The sequence below is a fragment of the Streptomyces sp. NPDC059534 genome, assembly GCF_042743475.1.
Classification (GTDB): Bacteria; Actinomycetota; Actinomycetes; order Streptomycetales; family Streptomycetaceae; genus Streptomyces.
Genome location: NZ_JBHWAQ010000055.1, coordinates 1 through 12494 on the forward strand (window position 1 = coordinate 1; position 12494 = coordinate 12494).

10 protein-coding genes are annotated in these 12494 nt (G+C 73.6%); 6 read left to right on the forward strand and 4 right to left on the reverse strand.

Annotated elements, in window-relative coordinates; translation table 11 throughout:
- Window positions 1-69: 69 nt before the first annotated feature.
- The 3 genes from ACFVZH_RS36365 to ACFVZH_RS36375 all read left to right on the forward strand — a co-directional run bounded on the left by ACFVZH_RS36365 (window position 70) and on the right by ACFVZH_RS36375 (window position 4885).
- A complete protein-coding gene (locus tag ACFVZH_RS36365; protein ID WP_384904318.1) occupies window positions 70-2115 on the forward strand; it encodes a family 43 glycosylhydrolase in 2046 nt (681 codons plus the stop codon).
- Window positions 2116-2624: 509 nt separating this feature from the next.
- The gene (locus tag ACFVZH_RS36370) at window positions 2625-3434 is read left to right on the forward strand and encodes a serine/threonine protein kinase (protein ID WP_384904320.1); all 810 of its coding nucleotides are present in this window, start codon (window positions 2625-2627) and stop codon (window positions 3432-3434) included.
- Window positions 3431-4885 (forward strand): serine/threonine-protein kinase, encoded by a 1455-nt coding sequence (locus tag ACFVZH_RS36375; protein ID WP_384904321.1) that lies wholly within the window; start codon window positions 3431-3433, stop codon window positions 4883-4885. Before ACFVZH_RS36370 ends, ACFVZH_RS36375 begins: the two co-directional genes overlap by 4 nt.
- Window positions 4886-4913: 28 nt before the next feature.
- On the opposite strand, the gene ACFVZH_RS36380 is transcribed toward ACFVZH_RS36375, so the two are convergent.
- From ACFVZH_RS36380 to ACFVZH_RS36390, 3 genes are all read right to left on the reverse strand, one after another.
- A complete protein-coding gene (locus tag ACFVZH_RS36380; protein WP_384904322.1) occupies window positions 4914-6575 on the reverse strand; it encodes a peptidase M23 in 1662 nt (553 codons plus the stop codon).
- A gap of 288 nt (window positions 6576-6863) precedes the next feature.
- Window positions 6864-7934 carry a BTAD domain-containing putative transcriptional regulator gene (locus ACFVZH_RS36385; protein WP_384904323.1) on the reverse strand — a complete coding sequence of 357 codons (1071 nt, stop codon included), beginning with the start codon at window positions 7932-7934 and terminating at the stop codon, window positions 6864-6866.
- Window positions 7919-8347: a hypothetical protein gene (locus ACFVZH_RS36390; RefSeq protein ID WP_384904325.1), complete on the reverse strand. Its 429-nt coding sequence runs from the start codon at window positions 8345-8347 to the stop codon at window positions 7919-7921. The genes ACFVZH_RS36385 and ACFVZH_RS36390 overlap by 16 nt, the downstream gene beginning before the upstream one ends.
- Before the next feature lie 353 nt (window positions 8348-8700).
- Between ACFVZH_RS36390 and ACFVZH_RS36395 the strand changes: the two genes are divergently transcribed.
- Window positions 8701-9906 carry a hypothetical protein gene (locus ACFVZH_RS36395; protein ID WP_384904327.1) on the forward strand — a complete coding sequence of 402 codons (1206 nt, stop codon included), beginning with the start codon at window positions 8701-8703 and terminating at the stop codon, window positions 9904-9906.
- Between the two features lie 230 nt (window positions 9907-10136).
- Window positions 10137-10394, forward strand: coding sequence for a hypothetical protein (locus tag ACFVZH_RS36400; protein WP_384904329.1), 258 nt, complete (start codon window positions 10137-10139; stop codon window positions 10392-10394).
- 840 nt (window positions 10395-11234) lie between these two features.
- Here the strand turns inward: ACFVZH_RS36400 and ACFVZH_RS36405 are convergent.
- Entirely contained in the window at window positions 11235-12116 is an 882-nt protein-coding gene (locus ACFVZH_RS36405) for a glycosyltransferase family 92 protein (protein ID WP_384904331.1), read from the reverse strand.
- Window positions 12117-12178: 62 nt separating this feature from the next.
- Here ACFVZH_RS36405 and ACFVZH_RS36410 point away from each other — a divergent pair, with 62 nt between their 5' ends.
- Window positions 12179-12472 (forward strand): hypothetical protein, encoded by a 294-nt coding sequence (locus ACFVZH_RS36410; protein WP_384904333.1) that lies wholly within the window; start codon window positions 12179-12181, stop codon window positions 12470-12472.
- Window positions 12473-12494: the final 22 nt, after the last annotated feature.

Consider the following 12494-nt stretch of genomic DNA (forward strand, 5'->3'; position numbering starts at 1 on the left):
GGCCCCCGGCCCGGGCCGCCGCCCCCCCCCGCCCCGCGCCCCCCCCCCGCGCCCCCCTCTGGAGAGACCATGCTTCCGATCAGCAGACGGAACCTGCTGCGGGGCGCCGCCGCGGCGGGCGCGCTCTCGGTACCGGGCGCCGTCAGGGCCGAGGCCCTGGCCGCCGAGGCCCTGGCCGCCGGGTCCACCGCGGCCCCCCGCTGGGTGGGGGCGGGCCCGTTCGCCCGGGTCCACGACCCCTCCACCGCCGCCGGGCCGCGCTACCTCAACGACCACACGCTGATCAGGGCCCTGGGCCGCTGGCACCTGTTCGGCATCGTCGGGGACGCCGCGCCGCGCGGCGAGGCTCCGGACAGTGCCGCCGAGATCTCCTTCGCCCACGCCTCCGCGCCGACGCCGCAGGGCCCGTGGACCACCCACGCCGACGCGCTCACCGTCGATCCGTCCTACTACGGCGAGGAACACCTGTGGGCGCCGCACGTCGTCGAGGCGGGTGGCCGGTTCTGGATGTTCTACGCCGCCGGCGGAGCGGACGGCGCCGCGGTCAACCTCGCCACCTCGACCGATCTGTCCACCTGGACCCGGGAGCCGTCCGGGCCGCTGTTCCGGGGGCTCGCGGCGCGCGACCCGATGGTCCTGCGGGTCGGCGACGAGTGGGTCATGTACTACACCGAGCTGTCGGGCCCGGGCGGCCACCATGTCGTGGCCACCCGGCGCTCCGCCGATCTGGTGCGCTGGAGCGCGCCGGACGTCGCCTTCACCGACGCGAGCACGGACTCGACCGTCTCGGTCACCGAGTCCCCGTACGTCGTCGAACGGGACGGCTGGTACTACCTGTTCATCGGCCCGCGCAACGGCTACGAGGGCACCGACGTGCTGGCCTCGCGCGACCCGTTCCGCTTCGACCTCACCGGCGCCGCGGGCCACGTCCCCGGTCACGCCGTCGAGGTGTTCGCCGACGGGGACACCTGGTACGCCAGTGCCGCCGGCTGGTTCGAGCAGGGGCTGTACCTGGCGCCCCTGCAATGGCGGGACACCCCGCCGCCGTGGCAGAGCCCGGACAACCCGGTGGCGGGCCTGGACGTCGCCGGCCGGCTCACGGTGTTCGCGCTCGACGCCGCCGACCGCTCGATGCTGCGGCGTGTCCAGCTCGACCCGGCCGGCGACACCTGGTCGGCGTGGGAGACCTTCGGCGGGCCGGCCGGCGCGGTTCCCACGCTGGGGCGCAACGCGGACGGCCGCCTCGAGGTGTTCTCGCTCGCCCCGGGCGGGGTGAACCTGCACCACCGGGTGCAGCGGCCGGACGGCGGCTGGTACGACTGGGAGGAGTTCGGCGGTCCGGCGGGCGCGGCCCCCGCCGTGGCCCGCGGCGCCGACGGGCGCCTGGAGGTCTTCGCGTCGAGCCCCGGCGCCGCGTCCTTCGCGCGGCGGCGGCAGGCGTCACCCGGTTCACCGGTGTGGGAGGCGTGGGAACCCGGCTTCGGCGGCGCCGCGGGCGCTCCCCCGGTGGTCGCGGTCAACGCCGACGGACGCCTTGAGGTGTTCGTCCTCGCGGTCGGCGGCTCCGGGATCCGCCACCGGTGGCAGGAGTCCCCGAACGGCGCCTGGACCGCCGCGTGGCAGCCCTTCGGCACGGCGGCCGGGGCCGCGCCGCGGGTGGCCCTGGACGGCAGCGGGCGGCTCGCCGTCGCCGCGATCGGGCCGTCCGGGGCGGGCACGTTCTCCCGTGGACAGGCCGTGCCGAGCGGCGGCTGGGGCGGCTGGCAGCCGCTGTTCGGCTGGAGCGCCGCCGCCCCGGCGTTCGCCGCGAACGCCGACGGCCGGCTGGAGGCGTTCTCCCTGGCCCCCGGGGGCGCCCGGCTCGGCCACCGCTGGCAGGTCGCGCCGGGCGGAGCCTGGGATCCCGGCGCGGAGTTCGGGGAGCCCGGCGTCAGGCTGGCGGCCACGCCCTCGGCGGCGCCGGACTCCACCGGCCGGCTGCACGTCTTCGCCGTCACCGCCGAGGGGCGGGTACGGACCCGGGTGCAGGCCCGGCCGAGCGGCGGGTGGCGCCCGTGGACGGCGTTCGGGGACCGTCTGCTCGCCCCCGTCGTGTCGGGGAGTCCCACCCTCTGAGCACGTGCGGTCCTGCGCTGCGTGCAGATCGCGCCAAGTGGAGCGGGGGAAAGGGCGGTTCGGCCCTGTCACGAACCTCACGGATCGCCCACCTCGGCGCCTCCGGGGGCGGTGACCTTTCCCACCTTGCGCGGGTCGGAGGCGGCGCCCGTGCCCGTGGCACGAGGACGGGTCCCGCCCCCGCCGGACCCGGGCCCGGCGAGGCGGCCGCGCTATCTCGTCGCCTTCTCCGGGACGGACCGGCGTGGCAGACGACCGAAAACGACCCCAAATCGCCGCCCGGCCAGGGCGGGGAGGTGGCCTGGGTCACAGCCCGGCCGGCCGTCGCGGGAGCGGCCGCCGAGCCCCCGGCGGGGGCGCCGCGGAGGCTTCCGCCCGCCGCCGCGGCGACCCGCGGCCCGGCGGGCACGGCCCCGGCCGAAGTGGCCGAAGCACGTCGGTGAACTCTCGTGACTCGTGAGTATCGTTCCGCTCGTCCGACAACCGCGGCGGGACGAAGAGGGGGAGCGGTGAGCGGCGTAGTCGTGCATCTGCCGCAGGGCAGCGGCGGCACCGGGGGCGGCGAACCCCGCGGTGACGCGGTGACGTTGCGGCTCGGGCCCGGGCAGGTCGCCCGGTTCGGGCGGGGCTCCGCGACGACTCCGGTCGAGCTCCGCCTCGCCGACCCGGCGATCTCCCGGCTCGCCGGGGAGATCCGCGCGACCGACGACCACTGGCAGCTGACGAACCACAGCGCCACCCACAGCTATCTGGTGGAGAACCCCGAGGGCGCGGGCGAGTACCTGCGGGTGTCGCCCCGGCGCGTCGGGGCGCCGGTCCCGTTCGAGTTCTCCCGTGTGGTGCTGCCCACCCGCGGCGACCTCACGGTCTCCTTCCAGGTGTTCGCGCCCGACCACGTCTACCTGGACCCCGAGGCGAGGGGCGCTCCCTGGGGCAGCAACACCGTCACCGCGTACTCGCTCGACGAGTCGGCGACGTACTTCCTGGTCCTGGTCGCGCTCTGCGAACCCCGCCTGCGCGACCAGTCCCGCGTCGCGGTCCCCACCACGCCCCGGATCGTCGAGCGGCTCCGGGGACACGCCACGGCCGGCACGCTGACCGCGCGGGCGATCAGCTCGCACATCGACTACCTCGCCGAGGAGAAGCTGCGCATCGCCTCACCGGACGCCCGTGAACCCGGCACGGGCGACCGCCGCAACGGAAAGCGGGAGGAGATCGTCGGGCTCGCGCTGCGGTTCGGGCTCGTGCGGGAGGAGCACCTGGCGCTGCTGCCGTCCCTGACGGGGGCCGGCGGGCGGGAGCGGCAGGGCCCTCGATGACCCCGCCGCGCGGCCCCGGCGACACGGCGGACCAGGACCGTACGGACCTGCTCCCGCCCGGCCACCGGGTGGGTGACTGGGTGGTCTCCGAGCTGATCGGCTCCGGGGGCTGGTCCACGGTGTACGCGGCGCGGCCGGCCGGAACTCCCCGCGACCGGCGCGCCCCGGACCGCGCGGCCCGGCCGCCGGACGGCGCCGACGTGGCGCTGAAGATCATGCCGACCGCCGGGCTCGCGCCGCGCCAGGCGCGCAGGATCGTGGAGTCCGCGCGCCGCGAGGTGGAGCTCGGCCGCAGGGCCGGGCATCCCCGGCTGATCGGTTTCCGGGAGGCTTTCGTCCTCGCCGCACCGGAGCGGCCGGCCGTGGACGGCGCGATCGTGCTCGTCATGGAGCGGGCCGCGGGCAGTCTGCGCGAGCTCCTCGACGCGGGGGTGTCCGAGGCCGGTCGCGGCCGTCTGATCGCGGGAATCTGCGAAGGGCTGGCCCACCTCCACCGGTCGGGCTGGGTGCACGCCGATCTCAAGCCGGAGAACGTCCTGTTGGGCAGGGACGGTTCGGTGAAGCTGTCGGACTTCGGCCTCGCCACGGAGCTGACCGGGACGCACGGGTACGTGCCGCCCATGGGCACCCTCGACTATCTCCCGCCCGAGCGCTGGAGGGCCCCCCTCGGGGAGCTCGGCGTGCAGGTCAGGCCGAGTGCCGACATCTGGGCGCTGGGTGTCGTCATCCACGAGGTGTTCGCCTCCGGCGCCTCGCCGTTCTCCGGGGCGACGCCCGTCGCACGGGGTGCCGCCGTGCAGGAGTACGGCGAGGGCCGCGCGCCGCTGCGGATGGATCTGGCGGTGCCGCCGTTCTGGCGCGCGCTGGCCGCCGACTGCCTGGCGCCGACGCACGGGACGCGCGCCCCGCACACGGCCGAGAGCCTGCTCGCCCGCATCCACGCGGCCGAGGGAGCGAGGGCCGCGGTGACGCGGGCCACGGGGGCGCGGCGGCCTCGTGGCCGGGCCCGGGCCGCCGTCCTCGCCGCCGTCGTCTGCGGCACCGCCGTCGCGACCCTGTGCGCGGACGCGGTACGGGAGGGCGCGTCCGCGTCACCGGGGCGTGCGGGCGCGGCGGCCGGCACGCTCACGGTCTTCAACGCGGAGCGGGGCTGCCAGGACCGGGCCGACCGGGAACCGCAGTGCAGCCTGGGCCTGGCGATCGATCCCCTGCGGCCGTACGCCGCCGGCAACGTCGTACCGACCCGGGTGTGGCACGGCGACGACCTCACCGCAGAGTGCCGGCTGCCCGACGGGCAGCCCGTCATCGACGAGGAGGACCTGCAGTCCACCCTGTGGTTCCGCGTCCGCCTCCGGCCCGGCTCCGCGTACCCCACGGCGTGGCTCCCCGCCGTCCGCACGAAGGACCGCCCCGCGCTGCCGGGCTGCCCCCGGCCCACGACCGCGCGATGACTCCCCGGGGCCGCGGGCCGGCCGCCGGTCAGTCGATCGCGGGACCCGCGTCGTTCAGCCAGACCCAGTTCGCCCAGGTGGCGAACCCGGTCTGCCACCGGTGGTAGACCCCGGCGTGGCTGGTGCCGAACACCTCGATACGGCCGTCGGCGTTGTTGGCCGCGCCGATCTCGGTACCGCCGCCGCCGAAGGTCTCCCATTCCGCGTAGGCCGCGTTCGGGGCGGTCTGCCAGGTGTGGCTCGCTGTGCCGGAGTTGATCGCAAAGACCTCGACCCGGCCGTCGACCGACCGCGCGGTGGTCAGCTCGGCGTCGGGGATCCCGCCGGTTCCCGTCCAGGCCGACCACGAGGAGGGGCCGGTCTGCCAGCGGTGGAACACCCCGTTGGCATTGGACGCGAACACCTCGATACGGCCGTCCTGGTTGTGGCTGACCGTCACATCGTGTCCGCCGCCCCCGAAGTCCTCCCAGGCGGACCAGCCGCCGTTGACCGCGGTCTGGTACAGGTGCTTGAACGTCGTGTCCGACAGCGCGAAGACCTCCAGCCGGCCGTCGGGGGCGTTCTCCATGGCGAGACGCGCGTTGGCCGGGCCGCCGCCGGCGCCCTCCCAGTTCGCCCAGCCGCCGCTCGGCGCCGTCTGCCAGCGGTGGAACACGCCGGCGGCGCTGGAGGCGAACACCTCCATACGGCCGTCGGCGTTGGTGCCCGCGGCCAGTCGGTATCCCCCGCCGCCGAAGTTCGCCCAGCCGGACCAGCCCGCGCTGGGGCCGGTCTGCCACATGTGGTCGAACGTGGTGTCCGACAGCGCGAACAGTTCCAGCCGTCCGTCCGCGTTGGACGCCACCGCCAGCTGCGCGTTGCGCGGGCCGCCCTCGAACCGCCACTGCGACCAACCGCCGTTCACCGCGGTCTGCCACGCGTGGTACACCCCGTCGGCACCTGCGGCGAAGGCTTCGAGGCGCCCGTCCGCCGACCGTCCCGACACCACCCGTCCCGAGGCGTAGGGGTGCTTGGGGCCGACGCTCGTGCCGGACCACAGGGCGTTCGCGATGATCACCGCGTCGCCCGCCTCGACCGCGTACAGGCCGCGCAGGTCCTCCCTCGGACGCTGGACGTGCCAGCACACCTCGCCGATCGCCTCACCGTTCCACGAGCCGCCCGGATACTGCCGTTCCACCTCGTCGAAGAAGGCGTTGGTGGCGTAGGCCGGGTTCAGCCGCTCCTCCCGGGTGCCCCACCAGTCCTGCTGCTGGAACAGACCGAGGCTGGTGTAGTCGACCGCCAGGGCATAGTTGTTCATGCTGCTCTCCACGATGATCGTGGCGATCGCGATCGCCGCGGCCCTCGGGTTGAGCCCCCGGTCCTTCACCGCCTGCGTCACCATCCGCGCGCAGGAGATCTTGTACGCGTCCAGATATCCCGCCATCTTCGCCCGCAGCTGCGGGTTGAGCTGGTCGGCCATGATGCCGTCGGTCGCCGACGGGCCGGCCTGATCGCACGGCACGGTCGGAATGGCGAACCCCTCCGGGCCGCTGAAGTACCGGGAGACCCCGGACCGGTCCTTGCCCGGCACCGGGACCGGCCCGTGCGCCGCCACGGCGACCGAGGCGGTCATCCCGAGGACCGCCGTCAGGGAACCGGCCAGGACGCCCAGTCTGGTGAGCGCGCGACGTAAGACTCTGCTTGCCATGCTGTGCCCTTCGGTCTGCCGCATACGAGCGGCGGGACTGCCGTCGGCGGCCGACAGTAGGGCGCGGCGATGAAATGCCGATGGAATCGGCCGCCGCGCCGCACCGGGAACACGCGGACGGGGCAGCACGGTCGGGGCCCCCGCTCAGGGCGCCGCAGTGCGCGTACGGGACCGCAACGGCGAGGGACGGGCAGCGGGCGGCAAGCGGGCAACCGACGGGCCGTGAGCGGCAGGCGGCGAACGCCCCGGCGGGAAATGCCGGGCCGTGGGCGGCAGTCGGCGGGCGGTTCAGCGCGCGGTGCCGGTGAGACCGGGCCCCGTCTCGTCCCCGCGCAGGATCATCCGGTGGGTCCGCCGTAGCATCCCGCTCGGGGAAACCCCCAGGTCGTCGGCGAGACGGCGCCGGACGCGGTCGAAGGCGTCCAGCGCGTCGGCCTGGCGGCCGCACCGGTACAGCGCGCGCATCAGCATCGCGGCCACGGGTTCGTTCAGCGGGTGCGCGGCCGACAGCGCGAACAGCTCGGCCGTCGCCTCGGCGTGCCGGCCGAGCCGCGCCTGCCCCTCCGCCTTCCGCCGCGCGAGGGCGATCCCGCGTTCGGTGAGCCGCAGCCGCTCCCGTTCGGCGAGCGGCCCGGGCAGGCCGGCCAGGGGCTCCCCGCGGAAGAGCTCCAGCGCCCGGGAGCACAGGCGGACCGACTCGGCCGCGTCGCCCGCCCGTTCGGCCGCCCCGATGTCGCCGACCAGGTCCTCCACACGGGCCACGTCCACGTCGACCGCGCCGGAGACCAGCCGGTAGCCACGCCGGTCGTACGCGATGACGGGGTCGGGGCCGTCGCCGGCACCGAGCGCCTTGCGCAGCCGGTAGACGTACACCGGCACGACGTTCGCGACCGGTGTCTCCATCCCCCAGACGCCGTCGAGCAGTTCCTGCCGGCTGAGCGTCCGCCCCGCGTGCAGCGCCAGTGCCGCCAGGACGGCCTGCTGGCGCAGATGGCCCGGGTCCAGCGGCCGCCCGTCCCGCCACACCCGCAGCGGTCCGAGCACGCAGACCCGCACCTTCGGTCCGGCCGCCCGGCCCTCGACCGGCCGGCGTATCGCACTCCCCGTCTCCGTGCGGGGACCCCGGCCGGGGACGACCAGCCCCGAGTCGAAGGCGTGCACGATGGCCGCGGCCCGGTCGCGCAGCCCCAGCTTCACGAGGATCCGGGCGAGGTGTCCGGCCACGGCCTCCTCCGGCATGGCGAGCGCGGCGGCGATCTCGTCGTCCCGCAGCCCGCACCCGACCGCGGAGAGCACCTCGCGCTCCCGCGGCCCGATCGCCACGGCCGGAGGCCGGCCGGCGGTCACGGTCCTCGGCATCGTCGCTCCCCGGGCTCCGTACTGATCGGTCTGGCGGACGCCGTCGACAACGTAACGGCGGCCCCGCCCGCCCCGGCACCCGGAACGATCCGGAGTGACGCCCCAAGGTCCGCGACGGACGATCCGGCCCCCACCCGAGCCCGCGCCAGCACGGTGCCGGTGACGGCTATGACCTTCCCGGCCCGGTCGGTGGTGCGGTACGTGATCCGGTGCACGCCGGCGTCGACCTTGATCGCCTTGAGCGGATTCAGGTAGAAGACGCCCGGCTCCGAGCTGATCACGTCGCCGTTCTCGGCGGGCAGGCTCGTCGGCCGCTGCTGCGTGCGCAGTTGGCCGGCGGCAGCGACCTCGCCGGACGACACGATGAAGGCGAGCGCGGCGGAGGCTGCGGTGGTGACTACGGGCCCCAGCACGTCCGCCCAGGGCGCGACGACAAAGCACGAGAGCTCCTCGGTCAGGAATCAGGAAGATCCACTGACTATCCGAGGCGCGGCCTCCGACGACACAGATACACCGAGGTATCACGTTTTTGACCTGAATTACCCTCATGCGGCAATCGACCTGGCGGTGCCATGTCCCCTCAGTGCGTTCGGCATGGAAAAGACGAGTGACGAGAACAGGCCAACGGCACATGCCGGGCGCGCCAAACACTTCCCGTGCATGCTCCATCCAATGGGGTGAACCCCGCAGCTCAGAAGAGTGATACGCCCGGATCGCCCACCATGATGAGGCCGTCTCCCCCACCCCCCTCACAAGGAGTACGACCATGTCCACGACGACCGAGCCCAACGTCGGTTCGTTCACCCTCGGCAGTGCGCTGACCGCCGAACCCGCCGGGAAGATCGAGGTGCCGGAGCACCGGGAGTGGGAGCTGCCGAACGGCTTCGCCTGGGTCTTCCTCGGCGAGGGCAACCGTGAGCTCACCCGGCCCGTGATCCTGGCCGACGGCTTCAACCTCGGCCGGAGCAAGCTCGACGTGCTCTACCAGGGGCTGGAGGGCGGCGAGCTCCGGTTCATCAGCGAGCTGCGCCGGCGTGGCAGGGACGTGATCCTCCTCGGCTTCGAGGAGCGCAGCGCGTCGATCCTGGCCAACGCGGAGGCGGCCGTGGCCGCCATCCTGCGGGCCGGCGCCGAGCAGGTGAGCGACACCCGCCTGACCGTCGGCGGCTTCAGCATGGGCGGCATCGTCACCCGCTACGCGCTCGCCAAGATGGAAATGCAGCGGATGGACCACCGGGCCGGGCTGTACTTCTCCTACGACAGCCCGCACCGCGGCGCTTCCATCCCGGTCGGCGTGCAGGCGTTCTCGCACTTCATCCCGTTCCCGAACGACTTCGCGAAGCAGATGGACAGCCCGGCCGCGCGCGAGATGCTGTGGCAGCACTACGACAAGGAGACCGGCAAGATCGGTGTCGCCCCGGAGCGCACGGAGTTCCTGGAGGCCCTGGCCCGGGTCGGCAGCTGGCCGCAGATCCCGCTGAAGCTCGCCGTGGCCAACGGTCGCGCCGACGGGGTCGGCCTGCCGGACGTGAAGCCCGGCGACGTCGCGCTGCGGATCGACCGGATCTACCCGGGCACCACCTTCTACGCCCAGTCCCAGGGCGACGACGTGACGGTTGCCTACCTGAACCGCCGGTTCCCCAAGGCCGAGGAGACCATCACGACCAGCGGCTTCCCGGAACTGGACGGCGCGCCGGGCGGAACCCTGCACACCTACAAGATCCTCGCCGACACGATGGAGAAGCTCGGCGGCAAGGCGGACCTGCGGCACGAGGACGTCTGCTTCGTCCCCTCGGTCAGCGCGGTCGCGATCCGCGACATCGCGAAGCAGGACGACCTGTACGCGAACATCAACGAACTGAACCCGGAGGAGAGCGAGCTGGACGAATTCCTCTGTTCGTCCACGACCACCGCGCACACGGCCATCACCGAAGAGCTGGGCCACTGGCTCCTGGAGCGGCTCCCCGACTGATCCCCCGCCACGCGTCTACCGGGGATGCAGGGCCCGCGCCCGCCGGGGGGGTGTCTCCTGCCGGGATTCCCGGTGCGACGGCACTCGCCGACCTGACGACTCAGGGCCCCTGACGGGGGACGAGTTCGCGGCGGAGAAGGCGCGCATCCTCGGGACCTGAGCCCCGAAGCGGCCACCGAGCGACGAGCCGCAGGTCGACGAGGACCGCGACCCTCACCCCGTCCGCGCGGGTGGACAACCCGTGCGGCGCGCGGCGGTCTCGCCAGAAGGCGGGGACCGGGGACACCACTCCCCCGGTCCCCGCCTTTGCTTTCGGATACGGGCCACCACGCCTCGGCGTCGGCCCGGACCTTCCGGCGAAGCTGATCGTGGTCGACGGGCGCCGCATCGAACGTCTCCTGCGGGTGCTGGACGCGGAGACGCGTTTCCAGGCGGGTGCGCAGGCGCTGCGCAGGGGGTGGCTGACCGCCCGAACGTCGGAGGACTGAAGGCCGACAGCCGTCGCGAGCAGGAGTAATGGGCGAGTAATGGGGGTCTTCTAGGGTCCCTCCGTGCCGGACGGTTCAGATCCCGCAGCGACGTTGAACCGTCCGTTTCCCACCCCCCGGAAATCGGAGCCCTCCCCCATGCACCCGCCTGTCAGCTCATCGCGGCCACGTGCCGCACGGCTCGTCCGGGCCTCGGCCGTCACCGTGGTCTGTGCCCTGACGTCCCTCGCCATGGTCCCCGTCTCCCAGGCCCTACCCGCCGGGACCTTCGCCGCACCGCCGGCGTCCGTCTCGGCGGGACGACGCGGGCCGAGGAGCTGGCACGGACGGCGGAGCGGCTGGCACGTGGGCAGGCCGAGCGGGCACTGCCCTTCGCGTGCACGGCCCTGGCCCGGATCCGTATGCCCGATGATCCGGAGGAAGCCCGGCGGCTGCTCGCCGACGGCGAGGCCGTCGCGGAACGGACCGGTGAACGGCAGGCGCTCGACGAGGTCCTGCTGGCCCGCGCCGAACTCTCGCTGCGCACCGGCGCACCGACCACGGGCCTGGTCGACCTCGACCGGATCACCCCGTCTCCGCGCGCCGCCTGCCTGCGGGGCTGGGCCTGGGTACGGACCGGCCGCCACACGCAAGCCGTGGCGCTCATGGCGGCGGAGACGGCACAGGCGGAGCAGGGTGGGCAGCGCCTGCTCGCCGTGGAGACCCGCACCGTCCTCGCGCTCGCCCTCGGTCTCGGCGGGGAGACGGCGAAGTCGGGGTCCGCTCGCCAGGACGGCCCAGCGGCTCGGCCGCCTTCCCCACGTCACCGACGACCTTCGCCCCACTCCGCTCCACCAGTTCCTACCGAGCCCGTCCCAGCCGCTCCCGCAGGCCCGGCAGGAACCGCCGGATCTGCCGGTCCTCGATGTCGCCGTACGCCGTGCGATGGAAGTCGACGGCTTCCGGTGTCAGCTCCCAGCCCTTCGTCTCCGCCGCGCGGGGAAGTTTGGTGCCGAGGAGGAACTCCTCGTCCCGGGTCCAGTAGTGGTGGACGCGCATGCCGCCGCGCCCGGGGGCCGGGTCGGCGGGAACGGTGACGTAGGTGCTGCCGGGCAGGAGCTCGCAGCGGTGAATCCCCGCCTCGGCGACTCGGTGCGGTTTGACGATCGACTTCCCCGGATTCGGGCGTGCCGCCATGCGTCGGCACATGCGCTCGGTGAGCAGTTCCCCGGTACCCAGCCGCCGCACGCCCGATGTTCCGAACATGCGCCATTCCACGTGCACCGCTCCCGCCTCCTCGTGGTCCGAGAGGAACTCGAGGACGGTGGAGGCGACGGTCGGTACGAGGAACTCGTCGACGTCGACGAGGGCCAGCCAGCGCACGGCTCCGCGGAGTTCCCTGCACAGCCCGCCCAGGACCAGGTGCTGGTACTGGTTCCACCGGCGCCCCGCGTACGCCGGCGGGCAGGGTTTCTCGATGACCTGGACGACGCCTTCGTCCACGTACGACTTCACCACGTCCCGGTAGTCGTCGTCGCTGCGGTCGTCGACGAGGAAGAAGCGCTGCACGCCCATCAGCCGATGGAACTCGATCCATTCCCTCAGGAACCTGGCTTCGTTCCGGAAGGTGCACCCGATGGCGAGGTCCAGCGGAAAGTGCCGTTCGGGTGTCACACGCTCGCCTGAACCTCCATTTCGTTGACTGTGATCCAGGTCACTGCTAGGAAGGCTTTCCCGCAACATAGTCCCCTTCGACCCAACTTGACGTAACAAGTCAGGAGTGCACCATGTGCGAGAACACGGACATGACTCAGCCACGCAAGGAAATCGTGGTGGAGGTGTTCGAAGGCGCCGATACGCCGCGAGTGGAGCTGAACGACGGCGACCGGGTCGCCATCGAGCTCCGCCGCCGCACCGGGCCGACCGACACCTACGACGCCGCCGGCAAGGGCGACGCCGACGACGAGACGGCGCCGCAGCCCGAGGAGGTCATGTCCATCTCCCTTCAGACCGTCGACATCGAGCTGGACAACCAGAGCTTCGGCATGATCACCGCCTGCACGGGGTGCGCGTCCAACATCGGCGGGCCGAGTTGCTGAGCGACGCCGCTCGGGACTGATT